This window comes from Terrimonas pollutisoli, assembly GCF_029360765.1.
GTDB lineage: Bacteria > Bacteroidota > Bacteroidia > Chitinophagales > Chitinophagaceae > Terrimonas_B > Terrimonas_B pollutisoli.
Genome location: NZ_JARKNA010000013.1, coordinates 129033 through 150599, shown reverse-complemented (window position 1 = coordinate 150599; position 21567 = coordinate 129033). Strand labels below are relative to the sequence as shown.

The 21567-nt window shown below is 40.2% G+C and carries 15 protein-coding genes; 7 read left to right on the top strand and 8 right to left on the bottom strand.

The genetic code is table 11. The annotated features are described in order from the left end of the window. Window positions 1-113 precede the first annotated feature (113 nt). A complete protein-coding gene (locus P2W73_RS18780; RefSeq protein ID WP_276503633.1) occupies window positions 114-422 on the bottom strand; it encodes a hypothetical protein in 309 nt (102 codons plus the stop codon). Window positions 423-817: 395 nt separating this feature from the next. Between P2W73_RS18780 and P2W73_RS18775 the strand changes: the two genes are divergently transcribed. After that, window positions 818-1159, top strand: coding sequence for a hypothetical protein (locus P2W73_RS18775; RefSeq protein WP_276503632.1), 342 nt, complete (start codon window positions 818-820; stop codon window positions 1157-1159). A gap of 244 nt (window positions 1160-1403) precedes the next feature. Here P2W73_RS18775 and P2W73_RS18770 read toward each other — a convergent pair whose 3' ends face one another. Further along, complete coding sequence (locus P2W73_RS18770; protein ID WP_276503631.1) at window positions 1404-2477, bottom strand: class I fructose-bisphosphate aldolase; 1074 nt, start codon at window positions 2475-2477, stop codon at window positions 1404-1406. A gap of 148 nt (window positions 2478-2625) precedes the next feature. Here P2W73_RS18770 and P2W73_RS18765 point away from each other — a divergent pair, with 148 nt between their 5' ends. Next, window positions 2626-3459 (top strand): hypothetical protein, encoded by an 834-nt coding sequence (locus P2W73_RS18765; protein WP_276503630.1) that lies wholly within the window; start codon window positions 2626-2628, stop codon window positions 3457-3459. A 30-nt stretch (window positions 3460-3489) separates the two neighbouring features. After that, the gene (locus tag P2W73_RS18760) at window positions 3490-4476 is read left to right on the top strand and encodes a phosphodiester glycosidase family protein (RefSeq protein ID WP_276503629.1); all 987 of its coding nucleotides are present in this window, start codon (window positions 3490-3492) and stop codon (window positions 4474-4476) included. A gap of 279 nt (window positions 4477-4755) precedes the next feature. Here the strand turns inward: P2W73_RS18760 and P2W73_RS18755 are convergent, their stop codons facing one another. The 4 genes from P2W73_RS18755 to dnaE form a co-directional block, all read right to left on the bottom strand. After that, complete coding sequence (locus P2W73_RS18755; protein ID WP_276503628.1) at window positions 4756-5685, bottom strand: hypothetical protein; 930 nt, start codon at window positions 5683-5685, stop codon at window positions 4756-4758. Window positions 5686-5805: 120 nt separating this feature from the next. Continuing rightward, window positions 5806-6396 carry a YdeI/OmpD-associated family protein gene (locus P2W73_RS18750; RefSeq protein ID WP_276503627.1) on the bottom strand — a complete coding sequence of 197 codons (591 nt, stop codon included), beginning with the start codon at window positions 6394-6396 and terminating at the stop codon, window positions 5806-5808. A gap of 406 nt (window positions 6397-6802) precedes the next feature. Next, complete coding sequence (trxA, locus tag P2W73_RS18745; protein WP_276503626.1) at window positions 6803-7120, bottom strand: thioredoxin; 318 nt, start codon at window positions 7118-7120, stop codon at window positions 6803-6805. A 170-nt stretch (window positions 7121-7290) separates the two neighbouring features. Further along, window positions 7291-10914, bottom strand: coding sequence for a DNA polymerase III subunit alpha (dnaE, locus tag P2W73_RS18740; RefSeq protein WP_276503625.1), 3624 nt, complete (start codon window positions 10912-10914; stop codon window positions 7291-7293). Between the two features lie 439 nt (window positions 10915-11353). Here dnaE and P2W73_RS18735 point away from each other — a divergent pair, with 439 nt between their 5' ends. Next, entirely contained in the window at window positions 11354-12073 is a 720-nt protein-coding gene (locus tag P2W73_RS18735; protein WP_276503624.1) for a C40 family peptidase, read from the top strand. Between the two features lies 1 nt (window position 12074). Here the strand turns inward: P2W73_RS18735 and P2W73_RS18730 are convergent, their stop codons facing one another. Beyond that, on the bottom strand, window positions 12075-13589 hold the full coding sequence (locus tag P2W73_RS18730) for a lipopolysaccharide biosynthesis protein (RefSeq protein ID WP_276503623.1): 1515 nt from the start codon (window positions 13587-13589) through the stop codon (window positions 12075-12077). Window positions 13590-13739: 150 nt separating this feature from the next. On the opposite strand from P2W73_RS18730, the gene P2W73_RS18725 reads away from it, so the two are divergent. Then, window positions 13740-15392, top strand: coding sequence for an ABC transporter substrate-binding protein (locus P2W73_RS18725; protein WP_276503622.1), 1653 nt, complete (start codon window positions 13740-13742; stop codon window positions 15390-15392). A gap of 505 nt (window positions 15393-15897) precedes the next feature. On the opposite strand, the gene msrA is transcribed toward P2W73_RS18725, so the two are convergent. Further along, a complete protein-coding gene (gene msrA, locus P2W73_RS18720; protein ID WP_276503621.1) occupies window positions 15898-16572 on the bottom strand; it encodes a peptide-methionine (S)-S-oxide reductase MsrA in 675 nt (224 codons plus the stop codon). 339 nt (window positions 16573-16911) lie between these two features. Here msrA and P2W73_RS18715 point away from each other — a divergent pair, with 339 nt between their 5' ends. Together P2W73_RS18715 and P2W73_RS18710 are read left to right on the top strand one after the other, a co-directional pair. Next, on the top strand, window positions 16912-18012 hold the full coding sequence (locus P2W73_RS18715) for an ROK family protein (protein ID WP_276503620.1): 1101 nt from the start codon (window positions 16912-16914) through the stop codon (window positions 18010-18012). A 467-nt stretch (window positions 18013-18479) separates the two neighbouring features. Continuing rightward, the gene (locus tag P2W73_RS18710; protein WP_276503619.1) at window positions 18480-21551 is read left to right on the top strand and encodes a SusC/RagA family TonB-linked outer membrane protein; all 3072 of its coding nucleotides are present in this window, start codon (window positions 18480-18482) and stop codon (window positions 21549-21551) included. Window positions 21552-21567: the final 16 nt, after the last annotated feature.

The following is a 21567-nucleotide window of genomic DNA, read 5'->3' as shown; positions in this document are numbered from 1 at the left end:
TGCCTCGTTGTTTGGCTTAAACAAAAAAATGTTGAGTTTATTAAATGGCTGGCAGTATTACATGAAATTTATATCCCGCCTCCAAAAAAATTGAGTGTTTGATGGCGACTTAATCAGCAGACCCTAAATAGAACCCAGCCATTTTTCATCACATTGGTGTCCGCCTTTCCCAACACAGCATCAGCGGGATGGCCCGACAGACGAGTTTCAAGATCCACCTGCGGACCGTTTGGCCCCATTTTTTTTGGAGAATGGCAATCGTCACAGCCGATAGCAGTTACGAGATAGCTTCCTCTTTTTACAAGCTGATCATTACTTAGCTTTTCTGAAGTTTCGTTTGGCTTTGATTGAGGTTGGCAGGATGTGAAAACAACAATGATTATTCCTGCAATGATAACAAGACAGGTAAAAATCTTTTTCATGATTTTTTGTTTGGTGGCTTTCGAAAAATCAAACGATGCTTTCAAGGAATATTGACAGGTGAAAATCTCTTGCACATTCAATACCTGCTACCAGGACAGTTTCAGTAATGATAATGCAAATAATTTTTGCTACTAATCTTGTGAAAGGAGGTAAGGATTTCAGGAATAACCAGCAGTACTGGTGGCTAGATTTAAAGGAAGTTGAGATTACAATAACAATTGCTAAGTTATCAAAAAGCCCAATCAAAAAATTTAGTAACAGTTATATTTTTAATATTGTTTTTGACAGCCAAATCTGACCACTCATCATTTACTACGAATAGTTTCGTTTTTTAATCTTAGCTTTAGTTGTCGCGACAATTCAATTTTATTATCATACACTTAAAATTATTGTTATGCGGATAATTTGCCTGCTGTTACTTACTGCTCCCTGCCTGGCGCAAGCCCAGATTAACCGGTCGGCTAAAGAACTTGCTTCAGAAAAAATAAAGGAATACATCGAAACCAAGCTTTTCAAAAACATGCCGTATAAAGCTGTTTCGTATGGCGAATTGAAAACGTATTCACAACCTCACTCTGAAAAGGCGTGGGTCCTGGAACATAATTTTGAAATCACCGAAACCCGGTTGCAAGCGGATAAAAAAATTACTGTTACCAAACCATATCACTTTTTCTTCTACCTCGATAAAAGAATAAAAGTGTTGGGTGCTGAATGGATACAGAATTTACAACGATAATGACCGGGAACTGGTGTTTGTATAAAATGTCCCGATTTCGCCCCCCTTTGTTATTGTCTGATAAACCACACAATATCTTTCTGTGAGTTTAGCCAGGCTTTCCATTTGTTCTGCAGTAGCTAGCTTTCATAGTTTATCAATTAGCCGGTTACTAAATCAACCGGAATTATTAATCATACACATCGACAAAATAACTAAAAAAGCCTTTCGACACCGAAAGGCTTTTTTAGCTTGAAACATCGGGCTACGCTATCGTAATGTCTTTATCAAGATAAACATCCTGGATGGCATTTAAAATTTCAACACCTTCTTTCATGGGGCGTTGAAAAGCTTTGCGCCCACTGATTAATCCCATTCCACCAGCTCTTTTGTTAACTACAGCTGTGATAACCGCTTCCGCCATGTCACTGGCGCCTGAAGAAGCTCCACCTGAATTGATCAAGCCGGCACGGCCCATATAACAATTGGCTACCTGGTACCGGCAAAGATCAATGGGATGATCGGAGGTTAACTCGGTGTATATTCTTTTATCATTTTTCCCGTAAGCGGATTCTTTAGTGTTGAGTGCATTATAGCCGCCGTTATTTTCAGGCAGTTTTTGCTTAATGATATCCGCTTCTATCGTTACACCCAGGTGGTTGGCCTGGCCTGTAAGATCGGCCGAGACATGATAGTCAACTCCATCTTTTTTAAAAGCCGGATTTCTTAAATAACACCAGAGGATAGTTGCCATACCCAGTTCATGCGCCATTTCAAAAGCTTTGCTTACTTCCTGTATTTGACGGGTCGACTCATCGCTTCCAAAGTAGATAGTAGCGCCAACGGCTGCGGCTCCGAGATTCCAGCTTTGTTTGACAGAAGCGAACATGATCTGGTCAAACTTATTGGGATAAGTTAAAAACTCATTGTGATTGATCTTTACAATAAACGGAATCTTATGGGCATACTTCCTGGATAAAAATCCCAATCCGCCGTAAGTGGTAGCTACGGCATTACAGCCACCTTCAATAGCTAGTTTGATTATATTTTCCGGGTCGAAATAAATAGGGTTTTTGGCAAACGAGGCGCCACCACTATGTTCGATTCCCTGGTCCACAGGAAGAATGGACAAATATCCTGTATTTGCTAATCGACCGTGATCATACATAGCCTGGAGATTGCGTAACACGGAAGGGTTGCGGTCAGTTTGCACCCAGATCCGATCAACAAAGTCGGCGCCTGGTAAATGAAGTTCTTTTTTGGAAATGGTTTTGCATTTGTGATCCAGTAAATACTCAGCCTTATCGCCGAGCAGCTCATTAATTTTTTTAGCAGGCATAATCGTTTTTTTGCAATCAGTGAATTAATGCAACAAAGATATACTAACAGGTGTTATTGTATTTACGTCAAAACGACATTGTTAATTGAATTGGTTTAACTGGAAAGGTCTTTTTTATATTTGTCATCAATCAATTTCTAAAATATACATGAGCCGGGTTCCTGCCTTCCTGATCATCATTGTGTTGGTTTTTTCTTCCTGTACTTTTTGGCAAACAAGGGAGCAAGACCCGGTGAAAGCAATTGCCGGTAATTGGCTGATCCTGTATCCTGAGCATGAACTTACCACGGCTGAACAAAGAAGGGCTTATACCAATGCGCAGGACTCGATTGTATCATTATTGGGATTAAAGACGATCAGTTTTTTGGAAGGAGGCGCTTTTTTTCAAAGTGATAGTATTTTCAAACCAGCCGGTAACTGGCATTTCAACCCGGAAAATAAAAACCTCTTTATACGAAATGCGGGCAAGGGTCTTGATTTTTTTAAAGGAACATTTTCGGGTATCCGGCGGGATACGATGCAGGTAGTGGAAACAATTGTGCTCGATGGTGAGGAAATAAAACTGACTTGGTTTTTGAAACGCATTCCTGATAAAAAAAGATCAACTTTATTTACAACAGCAGGAAACTGGTGGCGAAAAACTGTTGCTATTGAAAATAACGAACAGTTAAAAAACAGGATGAAAGCAATGCTCGACTATTATTCGTTGTACTACGAAATGGTATCGAAAGAATCTGCTTATTTTTCGCAGTCCAGGGTGTTTTTGCCACTCCGGTATTACCAGCACAGTATTGAATTAAAACCATTTTCTGAAACGAGCAGCTTTAGTCAATTATTCAAAAACCCGCAGCAAGCTAAAGACGCCTACTACATATTGGCAGCAGCATTTGAAAAATCGAAGCGGGAAAAATTTCCCGCCGGCCAGGATTTTGTGATCGAGTATTCGATGTTTATCAAAAGGCTTGCTGGAGCGATTCAATGATAAGCGTATATTTTAGCCCCAATAAATAAGATGAATAAAATTATTTTTTCGACCCTGCTGTTATTATTTTCCAACGTTGTCCATGCCCAGTTGAAATGGCAAAAAATGGATGCGACCTTTAGCAATCTCCCCCTATCTGTGCATGTGTATAAAACGATTGACAGCCTGGATGGCAAGCCAAATATCGCCTGGTACCTGGAAGCCGATCTCAAAGACAAGCATCTTGAATTTACAGTTGATACTACACTAAACCGGAGGCTCACACCCCAGCAGTTTTATGAAAAGAATGGACAGCCGCTGTTAGTGGTCAATACCACTTTCTTTTCATTTGCTACCAATCAAAATTTAAATGTGGTAATAAAAGATGGCAAACTGGTCAGTTATAACATTCATTCTGTTCCAGGCATGGGAAAGGATACATTGACCTACAGTCATCCTTTTGGAAGTGCTATTGGTGTATCCAGGCGCAGGGAAGTGGATGTTGCGTGGTTATACACCGATTCCACAAAAAAATATCCCTATGCTATGCAATGGCCAATGGAAGCACTCAGGGATTCCGTATCTCATCACAATTTTGCCTACTTTGATCAAATAACATCTGTAGTCACACGACCGCACGAGGGAAGGCTTTCCTCGTCTTTTCGTAAATGGAAAATGGAAGCTGCAGTGGGAGGCGGCCCTGTTCTTTTGCAAAATGGTGAAATAAAAATTACCAATGAAGAAGAACGTAAATTTTATGGCAAAGCTATCCATGATAAACATCCCCGTACAGCCATGGGTTATACAAAGGACAACAAACTTATTGTGTTGGTAGTGGAAGGAAGAAATGCAGGTGTTGCAGAAGGCGCAACCCTGGGTCAACTGGCGCAGATCTTTAAAGATCTTGGTTGCGTGGAAGCGTTAAACCTGGACGGTGGTGGCAGCAGTTGCATGCTTGTAAATGGTAAAGAAACGATCAAGCCTTCGGATAAAAAGCAAAGAACGGTGCCGGCTGTGTTTATGATTAAAGAAAAATAACGGATACATTTTGTTAGCTGAATACGCTGAATATATTGCCTATTGTCTCGTGTCTCAGCGAACCGAAAATCGTATTATTTATATGGTTCGTGGGGACACGAACCATGGCTGAAGAATTTGGTGAAGAAAATTCAGTGATGTGGATGAAGGAGTGAGGTTGCAGCTTACGGCTTGGGGCTTTGCATTCGGGCGGGAAATTGAAGCAAAAAAGTTTATTGAAAAACTGCCGTTGAGTCTTGCACTTCAGCCCGCCTGACGCAAAAGCCTTAATAGCTGTAGTTATTCAATTTTAAAATGTTTCATTACACGTAACATTCTTAAAGTGTTCCATCTGCTTGGTTTACCCGCTTTCTCCATTATAAAGTGTACCTGTCCTGAATGAGCAGCCTGCATATTCCATGTTCCGTCTTTATTTTGCTTTTTAATCAAATAGGTCAATGCATCTGTCATTCTGTTGTCCCTTTTAACCCCTGCATATTGAAAATAATCCATAGCTCGCAGAATGTCATATCGCCACCTGCCGGGATAAGTTAACTTCAAGAAATTTTTATCAATTATTTCACCTGTTCTGTCTGATAAAAATAACCGGTGTATCAGGATAAATTCAACTCCTGTTTTAATAGCATCAGATATTTCTTTCTTTCTGTAGGCGTAGCCCGCTTTCTGAAATTCGGTGAACCCTTCGAGAACTGAAGTAGTGGAATGCAATGAGCTGTGTTTAGCTCCACTTCTTGTTGTCCTGCAGTTAAATCCTCCATCTGGCATAATCTCACCTAAAATACTATCAACTATGGAATGCAACTTCTTTTCAGGTGTATTGAAATAGGAAGCATAATTTAAAAACATACCGTTTGCACAAACATCACTATACCGGGTTGTGGATTGTCCCAATGGAATTCCTCCATCATCGGCTTTGCCATTTTGTAAAACAAGTTCAATAGTTTCTTTGGCAATTTTGTTGTCTGAAGGGCAATTTAAATTGCGAAGATCAAGTAATGTGTAAAAAGTAGAAGTCCATTTGGGTTGATAGAATTTATAGCCCCAATGACCATCTGAATTACGTTTTGACAGAAATTTCAGCCCCCATCCTTCATTCGCTATTCTGTTCTGAAGTTTCTTTTTGTCAACTCCCAATAAATCACGCCAAACTTGATATTGTATAGAAACATCTCCTTCCAGTAACCAGTCAATTATTTGTTGTTTGTCCATTTACTTTTTTCAATTATAAGAGAATGTCACCGCACTTTTGCCACGAAGCTGTAAAGCCTGAATTCCGCAGAAACATCGTTTGATGTATTGATATTGTAGTTGTTACTTGCTTGTTAGTTGTTAATGAAATTTTTTTCCTTCACTCATCATTTCCAGAATTTCCTTTAACCTCTTCTCTCTTGTTTCGGGCTTCTTCGCTGTTTGCAACCGCCATGCGATGGCATATAGATTTGCCTTGTTTAATCCGTCAAAAAAAGTTTTTGCTTTTTTATTCTTTGAAAGCTGTTGTAAAAAATCTTCTGGCACTTTCATATTTTTAGACGAATCATACGCCTGTTGCCAGCGACCGTCGGCTTTAGCCAATTCCACTTGTTGCATCCCCGCTTTTTTCATTTTGCCTTCCTGAATTAAGCGTTCAGCTTTTTCGGTATTTCTTTTAGACCAAATACTTTTAGGTCTTCGTGGTGTAAATTTTTGAATGTAAGATTTAGCATCATACTTGTTCGCTTGCCCGTCAATCCAACCATAACACAACGCTTCTTCGAGAGCTTCAGAGTATGTAACGGTTTTTTCGCCTGAATCTTTTTTAAAGAACCGCAGCCAAGCTCCGTTTGATTTAGCATGATTCTCTGCAATCCACTTTCTCCATTCTTTTGAAGAAGCAAACGAAACAACCTGCATCTCGTTTCCGTTTTTTGGTGTTGGTGCCATTATTACACTTTTTTTTACGCTCCCCATGATGTTAGCATTGTCGGCAAGCGGTTGCCAATAACGAGTGTATTCTGCTAAAATACGCTACTTAAAATTTCAAACAATTTTTCAACCCATTCTTTTCAGGCTCTATAGAAAATACGCTACGCCTACACAGTAGCGCAAATACATTTCAGATTGTCCTTAAATCATAAAGTGGACAGGGCTATCTAATCACATTACAAACGCCGGAAAAAACAGGTCAATGTTTTCGAAAAAATGCTGATACTTCGATAAGCTCAGTAGAATTACCGAACGATGAAGTGAGTGACACAACAGACGATGATAGTAGCACGGCCGCTGGCCAAATAAAAACTAAAAAACCCCGTTCGGATGAACGGGGTTGCGACTTTATTGATAAAGAAGCTTACAGGTGAGCTTCGATCTTTTTTACAAAATTACCTTTAGGTTGAGCACCTACGAGCTTATCAACCACCTGTCCGCCTTTGATAAAAAGTATAGCGGGGATAGAAGTGATACCATAGTTCATGGAAACCTGGGGATTGTTATCAACGTTCACCTTTCCTACGTTTACTTTACCATCATACTCTTTGGATAATTCTTCGATAACCGGTCCGATTGCCCGGCAAGGACCGCACCATTCAGCCCAAAAATCTACCACAGTCAGTTTATCTGAAGCCAGTACATCCGCCTGGAAGTTCGCATCATTGAATTCTTTTGCCATTGTCTTTATTTTAAATTTTTAAGATTTTTTCTTTAAATATTCTTAGGGGTTGCAAATTTAAGTCCGATATAATTAACAGGCATTGTTGGCAGAAAGTTGTGTAAAAGTTGTCATTATTTATACAAACTTGTACCAAATAGCTGACATTACTGGTAAAATTTCTATATCCGTTAAGTAGTTACTACCTGCACATCCAGTTCGGGCTTTTCTTCTAAAAAATGGATCATTTCCTCGTTCATTTCAAATCCTCTTCCCGTCGTTACCAGGCTGATCCTCAAGTCGTTTTTAGGCTCACTTACAATAAGCTTCAAAGCGCATTGCCCGGGATGGTTCTTCAGGTTTTTCTCTACGAATTCTATCATGTCTTTATCAATCAGCTGTGGATGAACCTGCACGTTGACCTGCTTGGTCAGCTGCTTTTTTAACGTTTCGGCCAGGGAAACCTGCTGCACCTTAAACTCAAATTCTCCCTGGTTGTACCGGGCCTTGAAAAAACCGGTGATGCAAACAGAAGCACCTTGCTGCAGGTAGGGTGATAGCCGCATATAGTCTTCGCTGAACAAGGCAAAATCTGTCTTGCCCGAAAAATCTTCAATAACATAACTGCCATATTTATTGCCGCTTTTTTGCGCCACCCGGTGTTGCACACCCGTCACCAAAACCAACAGCCGGAAAGTACGGCCGGGGTTTGACTGCATTTTAATGGCCTCCTTAAATTCATTGAAATCGGCGACCGAAGTAATGCCGTAGTGTTTCATTTCAAAACGGTAATGATCCAAGGGGTGACCACTCAGGAACATCCCGGTCACTTCTTTTTCATAATCAAGCTGGACTACCAATGGCCAGGGCAAGCAGTCGGGCAAACGGGGCGGGGGGATCTCCATGCTAATTGGGAGGTCGCCAAATAATGTATTTGCTGTTGTCGCATTCTGCGAAGAAATAATCTGGCCATATCTAATAACTCTTTCCAGGCCAGTAGCGGTTTCACCCTCCGGAACATTAAAATACTGGGCCCGATGGTGTTCGGTAAAACAATCAAAGCCGCCGGCATAAGCCAGGCTTTCCAATGTTTTCTTATTAACGGTTCGCTGGTTGACTCGTTTGATAAAATCAAAAATATTGGGATATGATCCGCCTTTTTTTCTCTCTGCGATTATGCTTTCAACGGCTGCTTCACCAACACCTTTTAATCCGCCTAACCCAAATCGAATTTCGCCAGCCTGATTTACGGCAAAACCTTTCAGCGATTCATTGATATCCGGCCCGAGCACTTTTATTCCCATTCGCTTACATTCTTCCATGAAGAAAGTGATCTTATCAATACTGCCGGCGTTGTTCAATACTGCCGCCATGTACTCAGCAGGATAGTGAGCTTTCAAGTAGGCAGTTTGATAAGCTACATAAGCATAGCAGGTAGAGTGAGATTTGTTGAATGCGTATTGGGCAAAGGCTTCCCAGTCGGTCCAGATCTTCTCCAGTTTGTCTTGGGGCAAAGACTTGGCTTTTGCGCCGCTAATAAACTGTGCTTTCATCTTATCAAGCACCGCTTTTTGTTTTTTACCCATCGCTTTTCGCAACACGTCTGCATCCCCCTTGCTAAATCCTGCCAGCTTTTGCGCCAGCAACATTACCTGCTCCTGGTACACCGTGATACCGTAGGTTTCTTCGAGATATTCCTGCATTTCAGGAAGGTCGTAGGTAATGGCTTCACGGCCATGTTTACGATCGATATAATTAGGAATGTAAGCAATTGGACCGGGACGGTACAAGGCATTCATCGCAATCAGGTCGCCAAACTTATCTGGTTTTAATTCCCGCAAATATTTCTGCATGCCGGGACTTTCAAACTGGAACGTACCAATGGTCGACGCATGTTGATAAAGTTCAAATGTCTTCACATCATCAAGCGGTATCTCATCAATATTGATATCGACCCCATGGTTTTGTTTGATGAGCTGAAGCGCATTTTTTATAATGGTCAATGTCTTCAGTCCCAAAAAGTCCATTTTGATTACACCGGCTTCTTCGATCACATTTCCTTCTATCTGTGTTACCCAAAGCGGAGAGTCTTTTGCCACGGCAACCGGAATAAGCTCGGTCAAATCTTTCGGCGCAATGATGATACCTGCGGCGTGAATGCCTGTATTGCGAACAGAACCTTCCAGTCGCTCAGCTTCATGCAATACTTTACTCAATAAAGTATTTTCCTGGTTATATATCTCGCGGATCTTTTTTACGCTTTCAAAATCGTCACCGCCGAGCCCTTCTTTTTCTTCCAAAGATTTTTCACCATCTTTTATTCTCATCGGTGCATGCAACACTCTTCGCAATTCGACGCCCGGTCTTTCCGGAACTAATTTTGATAAAGCCCTGCTTTCAGGTAAGGGTACATCCATCACTCTTGCAACATCGGCAATGCTCGATTTAGCAGCCATCGTACCATAGGTAATAATCTGTGCTACCTGGTTCTTCCCATATTTATCAACAACGTAGTCAATTACTTTTTGCCTTCCTTCGTCATCAAAATCGGTATCGATATCGGGCATTGATTTACGATCCGGATTCAAAAATCTTTCAAACAGCAAATTGTATTTGATAGGATCGATATTAGTGATGCCCGTACAGTAAGCCACTACTGACCCTGCAGCGGAACCACGGCCGGGACCAATAAACACACCAATATCACGACCAGCCTTGATAAAATCACTTACGATTAAAAAGTAACCCGCAAAGCCCATCGTTTTGATGGTAAACAATTCAAAGCGGAGGCGTTCATCAATTTCAGGTGTGATCTCCTTATATCGCTGTTTTGCTCCATCCCAGGTGATATGTTCGAGGTACTCATCCTGCGACGAAAATTCTTTTGGCACCTGGAAAAAAGGTAAGAGGATATCCCTTTTTAAATTCAGAATATCAATTTTATCGACGATCTCGTTAGTATTATCAATAGCTTCAGGAAGATCATTGAACACTTTGCTCATTTCTTCCGTTGTCTTAAAATAAAATTGATCGTTGGGAAATGCAAAACGCTTGCCCTTAATATTAACATCATCATCGGCAAAGTCACGAAGGGCAGGGGTGGCTATTTTTTCGCCGGTGTTAATACATAATAAAATATCATGGGCATTGAAATCACTTTGATCTACATAATGTGAATCATTGCTTGCAATAATTTTTACATTATACTTCTTTGCAAACTTTATTAATACTTCGTTCACCTTATCCTGTTCAGCCATACCGTGGCGCTGCAGTTCAACATAAAAATCCTGCTGGAAAATATTGAGCCACCATTTAAATTCATTTTCTCCTTCTTCCTCTCCTTTGCGCAGGATGGCCTGTGGAACCGATGCTCCCAGGCAGCAGGTAGTTGCAATCAGGCCTTCGTGGTATTGAAGAATCAATTCTTTGTCAATCCGGGGATACTTGCTATACATGCCTTCAATAAAACCAAGAGAAGTTAGTTTTACCAGGTTTCTGTATCCCTGTTCGTTTTTTGCGAGTAGTATCTGGTGATGACGAACATCTTTTTGCTCTTTCGTGAAGGTCTTTTGATGACGATTGACGGTGACATAAAATTCGCAGCCAACAACGGGCTTTACTTTCAATTTGCCATTTTCGTCTTTATGTTTATAAGCCTCGGCAACAAATTCAAAAGCGCCAAACATATTGCCGTGGTCACTGATGGCCAACGCCGGCATTCCGTCTTTGATCGCTTTTTTATAAAGATTTTGAATAGAGGCGGCTCCGTCAAGCAGCGAAAATTGAGTGTGTACGTGTAAATGGGAAAATTTCATGGTCACAATAGCGAATGAGTCAGGAAAAGTAAAGCCAAAGAGCGAATTTCCGATTCTTTTACGGAATAAAATATGTTGTTGACTGAATGTTGAAAGCCTGTTAGAATTTTTTGTCTTTCTTTTTATCAGCGTAGGCCGGGCGATAGGATCCCGAATACAGGTTCAATCCGTTATTATTTTATCTTATATCTTCATCGTTTATCATAGATAGTTCATAAGCTTTATCATTAAGCAAGGGCTCATCCGCTGTTTATAGTAAGCATATTCCAGCAATGTTGGGGATATTAAATAAAAGGCTTAGTGTTAACCAACTTTAAAACAGTAGGTTAAGCTGGGCATCTCATCTTAATCAAAAATCACGGCTGATTTTTGATTTTTTGATGTTTATTAAGTATATTTTTGCATGATTTTTGAACCAGCCGAATAACTAAGGAAGTCTATGTTTAAAAAAATCATACCTGCTTTATTTACGATTGTTTCAATGGCGAGTTGCTCCAGCATGAAGCCCCTGAATCTTGCAAACAGTAAACAGGTGTCAGGTGCAAGCAATACCAGGAGTAATCCCGGTTCAGGCAAACAGGTAAAATTTTTAGATGATATTTCGGTCGAACATTCTTCAGCTTCTGGTCCCAATAGTACTTCGAATAAGTCAATCACAGGTAAACAAACTGCTTCTTCCAATTCAAATTATTTAAACAGAAAGTCATCATTAGAAACTGCCTCCCCTGTTCAACTTAAATATGCGATATTATTAAATACTGAAGTGGAGCAATTGCAGGATAATACCTTATTGGAACATGTGGATGAATGGTATGGCACCCGTTACAGGTATGGGGGTAGTACAAAAAGCGGTATCGATTGTTCCGCTTTTGTACAGGCTGTTTATCTTTCTGCATTTGCCGTATCACTACCGCGTACAGCACGGGACCAATATAGAATGTCACGCATTATCTCTGCCACTGAAATGAAAACAGGCGATTTGGTTTTCTTCAATACAACCGGTGGTATATCACATGTCGGAATTTATCTTCAAAACAATAAGTTCATTCATGCATCTACTGCATACGGGGTAACAGTGAGTGATATGTATGACCCGTACTATCTCAAGCGTTTCGTAGGCACAGGCCGCATCGAAAGACCGGGAGTTAATATCAAATAGTTTAGCTTTCCTTTTTTATAAGCCCAATTCTTTTACGGATAGTTGTTATAACAGGCATTACGTCCGGTGATAACTTCAGGTATAATACGCCAACGCCATAAAGAAGAATAAAAGCAAGGCTTCTTATTACCAGGCCCCAAAATCCATAGATGTTGTTGAATAGAAAATAGCAAGCTGCAAAACAGCCGGCCGCCAATACTGTTGTATAAAGGGATTGCATCGTAAAGGGAAATAGCTTAAATTTTTTCCATAAGAAAGTAATACGAACAATATTATAGATGGTGATGGAGATCAGGCTAGCCAATGCAGGCCCCATGATGTCATATTGCTTAGCAAGGAGATAAGTAAGCGGCAACATCAGCGCTAATAAGATAATACCGCTAAGCAATTCAAAGCGCCAGGCCGTGGAAGTGCCAATGATCTGCGCATTAACACCCGTGCCCATATCTACCACCATACTTAAACCTAATAGCAGGAAGGCTGCATATCCCCCTAGATAACTTTCTTTTAAGCCAAAGGTTTTGATGGCTTCTGTATAATTCAAAGCAATGAGCAAATAAATTCCTGCTGAAAAGATCAACAGGTTGATAGATGAACGTTGATATATTCTTTGAATAGTATCCCAGTTTTTGTCCTTCCATGCCTTGGACAAATGACCAATAGAGACAGCTATGATGCTTCTTTGAGGAGCCTGAATCACACTGGTCATTAATGTAGCGATGCCAAATATCCCGGCTTTGTCTATGCCGTCCGGTAACACAGACGCAATGACAAGGGTGTCAAACACTCTTGAAATAGTAAAGATTAAAATCCCGGCATAAACAAAAGAACAAAGCGTTATTATTTTTTTAAAAAATCGCCGGGTTACTTTACTTATTTTAAAAGTGAAGCTTATTTTTTTTGTTATCAACAGGTATGCTAGTAAACCGGCAGCGATGGCGGGATAGGCAAATGAATATAGCTTAATAAAAAGACTGAAGTCAGGTATAATATTGGTTAAAAAAAGGATAATCAATATGGTAATTATTACTCTCCATTGTACTTCCTTTAAAAATATTGCCAGGGAAGCTTTACCCAAATTCCAGCTATAGCCCTCCAGGATAGAATAGATCGTAAGTCCCAGGCCCATGGGAAATATCCAATAATAATAAGTGAGGAGCTGCGGGGAATTTTTACCAAATTTCCTGATCACAAGATCTTTAAAAAACCAGCCTGCGATCATTACCAATAAAAAACCAACCAGGCTCACGAGCAATGCCCAGGTGATCATGTCGTTTTTTTGTCGCGGTAAATGATGGTGATAGTAAGGATAGAATTTGAAAATATAGGAGGGCATGGCCATGCTGGCAAAAGCCATCATCATAGTGGCAATGGACATGAAGATGGTGACAAGCCCATAATCGGCTTCAGTAAAAAGACCTTCTTTGGTAAAAAAGTAAGTATTAAGCAAACCAATAGCGAAACCAAAATAAATAATGAAAGAAGAAATGATACTTTGCCGCCTGATATTGCTCATAAGGTAAAGATAAGCGGCCGGGATGAATAGCGAAGAATGATGGTTAAAAGAACTTCACCAGCCAGGATTTATAATCCAATTGAGCATGTATTGCGGACTACTTAAAGTATTTCATAATTAAATTCAATTGCATTGTAAATTTAGCCGCAGATGATAGCAATGTTTATTAAGACAAAATATAATTTAATTCTTTCATTGATCATAGTTACTGGCATCGTGTTCATCGCAGGATGTAACGGCAAGAATAAAAAAAACGGGAAAAAAATTTTCCATTACAACGAGCATTCGGGTATACCCACACTCGATCCGGCATTTGCTAAAAGCCAGGCTACCATGTGGCCGGCTCATCAGTTATTCAATACATTGGTTGAAGTGAACGATAGTCTCAAGATTGTTCCATCCCTGGCAAAGCGCTGGCAGGTTTCTGAAGATAGACTCACCTATACTTTTTACTTAAGAAACGATGTTTTCTTTCATAATGATGAGGCATTTCCCGGTAAAAAGGGAAGAAAACTTACCGCCGGTGATATTGCTTACAGTTTTTATCGCATCATTGATAAACGAACGGCCAGCCCGGGTGCCTGGATCTTTAACCGGAAAGTGGATACGATACAACCTTTCAGGGCTATTGATGATACAACATTTCAGTTAAAATTATTGCGGCCTTATAATCCTATTCTTGGGATTCTTTCGATGCAGTATTGTTCAATTGTTGCAAAAGAGGCGGTGGAAAAATATGGAAATGAATTTCGCCGCCATCCCGTGGGAACAGGGCCTTTTCGTTTTGTAGCCTGGGAAGAGGGGCAGGCATTGATACTGGCAAAACATGAAAACTATTTTGAAAAAGATAGTTTGGGGAATCGGTTGCCTTATGTAGACGGGATCAAAACAACTTTTTATGATAGTAAGGCCACCGAGTTCCTGCTATTCAGGCAAAACAAACTCGACTTTGTGAATGATATTGATGCTTCCTTTAAAGATGAGATTTTAACAAAAAAAGGAACCCTGCGAAAAAATTGGGAAGGTAAGTTAATACTGCAGGTCAATCCATATCTTAATATTGAATATTTGGGGATATTAATTGATTCGACGAATGAATTGGTCAAAGGTTCACCACTTGTGCTGCGAAAGGTGCGGCAGGCAATCAATTATGGATTTGACCGCAAAAAAATGGTGTTATACCTGCGTAATTCTATAGGTACCCCGGCTGAATCTGGTTTTGTGCCAATGGGTTTACCTTCCTTTGATACGGGCTTTGTAAAAGGTTACTCCTATGATCCTGTTAAAAGCAAAAGACTTCTGGCTGAGGCAGGCTTTGAAAACGGCAACGGTTTGCCGGTTATCAAACTGCTGACGATTGCGCTTTATTCAGATATGGCGGATTTTATTGCTAAGGAACTGGACGGAATCGGTATTCCTGTGCAAGTGGAAACAATTCAAAAATCCTTGTTGATAGAAATGACCTCAAATTCAAGAGCCCTGTTTTTTCGTGGCAGCTGGATAGCAGATTACCCGGATGCCGAGAATTATTTATCGGTATTTTATTCTAAAAACCCGGCGCCTCCCAATTATACCCGCTACAAGAACCCCCGGTTTGATGATCTTTTTGAAAAAGCCCTGGTCGAAGAAAATGATTCAATACGATACAGGCTTTATCAACAAGCTGATCAAATAGTGATGAATGATGCGCCTGTTGTTCCACTTTGGTATGATAAAGTCATTCGGCTAGTTCAGCCGTCTGTTACGGGTTTCAAGCCCAACGCATTAAACTTGCTGGAATTAAGAAAAGTGAAGCTGGATTGAAGAGGTGATTGGTAAATACACCAATTGTAATCGTATAAACTCGTGGGTTTTTACTAGAATCGCAGTAATTTCCGAATAAAAAATTTTCTATACAACTTTCTGAAATCCATTCGGTTGACTCAAATCAAGGTGTCACATCATCCGTACTGGGCTTGCATTTTAGCCGTTTGCTGTATATTTTCACAGTGTCGGGCCGGGTTTTTACTTCGTTTTAGTCCGCAAGCATAATAATTTAATCCGAATTGAACAGGTGAAGTAAAAACCTGACCAGACCCAATACCAAAAATTTTCTTCTTTATGAACCTTAAATATGTGCCCATGAAAATTAACTCTACAAACGAAGTGCTGATTGCCAGAATCATTTTATTTATCCTGCTTTGCTTATACTCTCTTCTTGTTTTTGGCCAACCGCAATAATTACAGTTGTTTGGCTAAACTATAAGCAACAGTATTATGAATCTCAGCCACCATTCGATTCCGATCGAAAGCCCCGCCATTGGCGGGGTTATTTTTTTAGTTTGTCCTTGAAGACTTTTCTAAATTTATCCACTTTGGGACGAATCACAATTTTACAATAGGGATTATTGTTTTCATTATTCTCAAAATATTCCTGGTGATAGTTTTCTGCAGGATAAAAGGTTGAAAAAGGAGTGATCTCGGTGACTATAGGATTATCAAAAGCGCCACTTTTATCTAACTCAGCTTTATATTTTTCTGATTTTTGCTTTTGTTCTTCGTTCACATAAAAGATACCACTGCGATATTGTGTTCCCACATCATTGCCCTGGCGATTGAGGGTGGTAGGATCATGTGTTTCCCAAAATACCTCAAGCAGCTCATCAAAACTAATTTGTTTGTGGTCATATACAATCTGAAGGCATTCAGCATGACCGGTTTCACCGGTACAAACTTGTTTGTAAGTTGGATTTTTTGTTTGGCCGCCGGTATAACCGGAAACGGCACTTTTTACACCATTGAGTTGTTCAAAAATTGCTTCAGTACACCAAAAGCATCCATTGGCAAAATAAGCAGTATCTGTTTCCCCGGTAATTGCAGTAACTGGGGAGGCCGGGGATGATAAATCAGTTGTCATTTTTTCCTTGTTTTTTATTTGTGCGCATGATACCAGGCTCACAACACCTATAACAAAACCCGTCATACTTAGTTTGAGTATTTTCATTATTCAATTTTACGGAATGTACGCTTTATCGAGCTGTCGGGATTTTGACAATGCAGCAAAAATTCCATTTTATAAGTCTTATAACAAGAAAAACTTAATAAGGGTTGACCACCCTATCAAAACCCAGGAAAAGGTTAATAAAAAAAGAGTAAAGTTTTATATTTTTTTAAAAAGTTTCTTACTTTGGGTAAACAATTACCGAAAATCTAACTGCATCCTGCCGAAAACATGGGAAAAAAAAGTTTTTACAAAGGATTGATATTTCGAGAATTTTATTTTTCAAGGAACCTGTCCTGTGCAGATTTAAGTGATAGAATTGAAAAAAGCATCCCTTTTACAATGAATATCCTTAATGAATTAATGGACGAGGGCTACGTAATTGAAACAGGTTATGCTCCCTCCAGTGGAGGACGACGTCCTATCACTTATGCGTTGAAAGAAGATCGTATTTATATACTCTCCGTTGCGATGGATCAATTTGTTACCCGGATCAGTTTAATGGACATACATAATCGCCATATCGGGGATGTTGTGAAATTGGAGTTGCCACTTCAAAATAATTCCGATGCGCTTTTCCAATTAGCTGATAAAATAGAGGAAGTAATTGTTAATTCGAAAATTGATAAATCAAAAATTGTTGGAGTAGGCATCGGTATGCCCGGATTTATCGATTTCAAAAAGGGGATCAATTATTCATTTTTCGAAAGCAAGGAACAAACAATTACAGATTTTTTGTCGACCAGGTTAAAACTACCGGTATATATAGATAATGATTCGAGTCTTATCGCATTAGCTGAATGGCGCTTTGGAACCGCCCGAAACAAAAAAAATGCGATGGTGATTAATATCGGTTGGGGGATTGGGTTAGGAATGATTCTGAACGGCGATTTATTCAGGGGGCAGAACGGTTTTGCAGGCGAGTTTAGTCATTTGCCATTGTTTAATAACAATAAGCTATGCACCTGTGGTAAAACAGGTTGCCTGGAAACCGAATCGTCATTACTTGTAATTATTGAGAAGGCGGCGGAAGGATTAAGATCCGGAAGGAGATCGGCGTTAGGAAGTGATTTCCCTTCAGGACATTTTGAACAGGATTCACAGGCGGTGATCGCTGCCGCCATAAAAGGAGATCAGTTTGCAGTTGAATTGTTATCGGAAATTGGCTATAACATTGGCAGGGGTGTAGCAATACTGATTCATTTGATCAATCCGGAATCGATTATATTAAGTGGAAGGGGTGCTTTAGCAGGAAAAGTTTGGCTGGCTCCGATCCAACAGGCATTAAACGAACATTGTATTCCAAGGCTTGCAGCAAACACCAGTGTAGAAATTTCAACTTTGGGTTATCAGGCAGAATTAATCGGTTCAGCTGCACTAGTCATGGAGAGTCGTGCAAGAGAAAATCCGAAAGCTACCCATCGAAAAAAAGCGACAGCGTGAAATTTAGGCTTCTAGTTTTTTAGATCTGCATTAGTCACAGAGAGTCGCCCTGCAAAAGAAAATCCGAAAGCTACCCATCGGAAAAAGCACATCATGAAACAACTTGGGCTTCTAGTCTTTTAGACATGCGTTGGTCATGGAGAGTCGTCGCACAAGAGAAAATCCGAAAGCTACCCATCGGAAAAAGCACAGCATGAAACTTAGGCTTCTAGTCTTTTAGATATGCATTAGGCATGGAGAGTCGTCGCACAAGAGAAAATTCGAAAGCTACTCATCGGAAAAAAACAACAGCGTGAAATTTAGGCTTCTAGTCTTTTAGATCTTCGTTTGCACATTTATTTTTTACACTAAAAATTGCTGCTTATGAAAAAAAATCACTCTGAGACTGCCTGTTGGCAGCTATTGTCTCTAAATCGTCAGACAATAACTTTTTTCTAAAATCAATCATCAAACTAAAAAAATGCTTTATGAAAGGACTACTTTCTATCATAGGGCTGATGCTCTTCTCTTGCATCAGTTTAAAAGCACAAAATCGTTCGCTTACGGGCTTGGTTACCGATGCGCAAAATATAGGAATCGTTTCCGCAACGGTAAAAGTAAAAGGGCAATCAAATATTACTACTACCAATTCAGAAGGGAGATTTGGTTTTTCAGTACCAACAGGAAATATTACCCTTGAAATTTCATCAGTAGGCTATGCTGCCCGTGAAGTAGCAATAGCAGCTGATGAAAACAATGTTACTATTGTGTTGACAGTTTCAAACGAAGAGCTTTCCGAAGTAGTTGTTACCGCTTTAGGTATTAAAAAACAAAAAAGAGTGCTGGGATATGCTGTTGGACAGGTAAAAGGCGATGATCTCACTAAAGCCAGGGAAATAAATTTAGGTACCGCTTTGTCGGGTCGTGTAGCCGGAGTTAATGCCTCTGGTATGGCTACCGGGCCTGGCGGATCAAGCAGAGTTGTTATCAGGGGTGCTACTTCTGCATCCGGCAATAATCAACCGCTTTATGTCATTGATGGTATTCCTATCGATAATACACAACAGGGCAATGCCGGTCGCTGGGGCGGTGTTGACAGAGGTGACGGGTTATCCTCTTTTAACCCGGACGACATAGCGGATATTTCTGTATTAAAAGGAAGCAATGCCTCTGCCTTATATGGTTCCAGAGGATCCAATGGTGTAATTCTTATAACTACAAAGAAAGGTAGAGCTGGACAGGGTATTGGTGTTGAGTTCAATTCCAACTATACAATGGATAAAGTTCTTAAAACCACGGACTGGCAATATGAATACGGAGCCGGGAACTTGGGTGAAAAGCCACCCAACCTTATAGACGCACGGGACAGGGCTCTTTTTTCCTGGGGTGCAAAATTAGATGGATCCCAGGTACTCACTATTGATGGTAATATGCATCCGTACAGTGCACAAAAAGACAATCTCAAAAATTTCTATGATAATGGAAAAACCTGGTCCAACACGTTAGCGCTTTTCGGTGGAGGTAATAATATTAATTACCGGTTTTCAGTGGGTAATGTTAAAAATAATGCTATACTTCCCAATGCGGGGTTTGATCGGCAAAATTTCGCTTTATCGTTGAATGCAACGCCTAATAAAAAAATAACGATAGAAACAAACGGCCAATACATCATTGAAAAGGCAAACAACAGGCCCTTTCTCTCTGATGCACCTAAAAATGCCAACCTTACAGTTTACCAATTGGCAACTAATATTGATGTAAGATGGTTGAAGCCGGGAGTGGACTCAACGGGAGGAGAGGCTAAACATTTAGGAAGCAATGTTTTTCAGCAAACACCTTATTTTGCTACTGACTACGTAAAGAACAAAGACAGGAGGAACCGGTTTATTGGTTCTACCATTCTCACTTATAATATTACTCCCCAATTCTACGCAAAAGGAAAATTTGGTATTGACTATATCAATTATGAATATTGGGAGATTGAGCCTACAGGCATCCAGTACAGACCAACCGGGAGCATGAACATTGTGCAGCAATCGAGGTATGAATATAATACCGAAGGGCAGTTAGGATATAAAAATAAAGTCTTTACTGATTTCGATGTGAACGTAATCGTTGGCGCCAACAGGCAGCATAATCGTCGTAAAGGAACCAATTATGGTGGTAGCGAATTCATCGTTCCGTTTCAATATTTTTATGGGAATATCAAGAACAAGAGTTCCAGCGAAGATTTTGCCGAATCAGAAGTTAACTCCGTGTTTGCTTCCGCTGACATAGGCTATAAGAATTTTGCATTCTTAAGTCTTACCGGCCGTGAAGACTGGTTCTCTACACTTAGTCCTGAAAGCAATCATATTTTTTATCCTTCCATTAATACCAGTATTGTTTATTCGGATATTGTCAAATTGCCATCATGGTGGAGTTATGGTAAACTGAGGGCAGGTTGGGGTAGTGTTGGTGGCGGATTACCTGATGCATATGCTTTGGTGCTGACGTATACACCTGTCGGACAAGGTTATTTTGGTCAGCCCCTGGTAGGTACCAATGGAGGCAATATACCTAATGCGAATTTGCAGCCCTATGAAGTAAAAACGATAGAAATCGGCGCTGAAAATTCATTTTTGAAAAATCGCCTGAGCATAGATTTCGCCTGGTACAACAAAAAAACGATCAACGATATCGCTGATGCAAACGTATCCATCAGTTCTGGTTATGGTACTACAAAAATTAATGTAGGTGAAATCCAGAACAGAGGCATAGAATTACAGATTAGTGGTATTCCTGTCAGAACAAAGGACTTTAGCTGGAATGCCGGATTTAATATGGCTCACAACAAGAGCAAGGTTGTAAAACTTACCGATGAGCTTAAATCAAAAACACTTGCCGATAACAGGGATGGTAATGCTTTTGTCGTATTGGAAGAAGGCGAGCCCTTTGGTATCATCAAAGCCTATGTCTATGAAAGGGATTCGAAAGGAGACCTGGTTTACAATTCGGATGGCACACTGCGCCGCGGACAATTGGTGACAGTTGGTAAAGGCGTATCCCCATTTACAATGGGCTTTACAAGTGATCTTACTTATAAAAACTTTATACTGTCTGTCCTTGTTGACGGAAAATTTGGCGGCGATGTATTTTCATCTACCAACTATCTTGGGTACAGGCTTGGTTTGCATAAAGGCACTTTGCCGGGCAGGCAAGGTGGTATACCCGTAAGTGGAGCAGATCCCAGTGGAGCTCCCGTTAATGTAACAGTTCCTGCCCAGCTTTACTGGAGATCGTGGGCGTTCGGAGAAACCGCTCATTTCTTATACTCATCAGATTTTATCAAGTTGAGATCAGTTAGCCTTGGCTATAGCGTTCCAAAAAAAATCCTGAACAAAACACCTATCCAGGGTATTAATATTTCACTTGTAGCCCGCAACCTGGCTAATTTCCTGAATAAGGTGCCCAACGTTGACCCTGAATCAAATTATCAGAATGGTAATGAACAGGGTCTTGAAAGAGGTGGTGTACCTGTTACAAGGAGTTATGGAATAAACCTGAATGTTAAGTTTTAACTTAAATCTCATGAAA

Bases quoted from the DNA above. Each gene is read 5' to 3' on its own strand.
- P2W73_RS18780 (WP_276503633.1), bottom strand. From the start codon at position 422: ATGAAAAAGATTTTTACCTGTCTTGTTATCATTGCAGGAATAATCATT.
- P2W73_RS18775 (WP_276503632.1), top strand. From the start codon at position 818: ATGCGGATAATTTGCCTGCTGTTACTTACTGCTCCCTGCCTGGCGCAA.
- P2W73_RS18770 (WP_276503631.1), bottom strand. From the start codon at position 2,477: ATGCCTGCTAAAAAAATTAATGAGCTGCTCGGCGATAAGGCTGAGTAT.
- P2W73_RS18765 (WP_276503630.1), top strand. From the start codon at position 2,626: ATGAGCCGGGTTCCTGCCTTCCTGATCATCATTGTGTTGGTTTTTTCT.
- P2W73_RS18760 (WP_276503629.1), top strand. From the start codon at position 3,490: ATGAATAAAATTATTTTTTCGACCCTGCTGTTATTATTTTCCAACGTT.
- P2W73_RS18755 (WP_276503628.1), bottom strand. From the start codon at position 5,685: ATGGACAAACAACAAATAATTGACTGGTTACTGGAAGGAGATGTTTCT.
- P2W73_RS18750 (WP_276503627.1), bottom strand. From the start codon at position 6,396: ATGGCACCAACACCAAAAAACGGAAACGAGATGCAGGTTGTTTCGTTT.
- trxA (WP_276503626.1), bottom strand. From the start codon at position 7,120: ATGGCAAAAGAATTCAATGATGCGAACTTCCAGGCGGATGTACTGGCT.
- dnaE (WP_276503625.1), bottom strand. From the start codon at position 10,914: ATGAAATTTTCCCATTTACACGTACACACTCAATTTTCGCTGCTTGAC.
- P2W73_RS18735 (WP_276503624.1), top strand. From the start codon at position 11,354: ATGTTTAAAAAAATCATACCTGCTTTATTTACGATTGTTTCAATGGCG.
- P2W73_RS18730 (WP_276503623.1), bottom strand. From the start codon at position 13,589: ATGAGCAATATCAGGCGGCAAAGTATCATTTCTTCTTTCATTATTTAT.
- P2W73_RS18725 (WP_276503622.1), top strand. From the start codon at position 13,740: ATGATAGCAATGTTTATTAAGACAAAATATAATTTAATTCTTTCATTG.
- msrA (WP_276503621.1), bottom strand. From the start codon at position 16,572: ATGAAAATACTCAAACTAAGTATGACGGGTTTTGTTATAGGTGTTGTG.
- P2W73_RS18715 (WP_276503620.1), top strand. From the start codon at position 16,912: ATGAATATCCTTAATGAATTAATGGACGAGGGCTACGTAATTGAAACA.
- P2W73_RS18710 (WP_276503619.1), top strand. From the start codon at position 18,480: ATGAAAGGACTACTTTCTATCATAGGGCTGATGCTCTTCTCTTGCATC.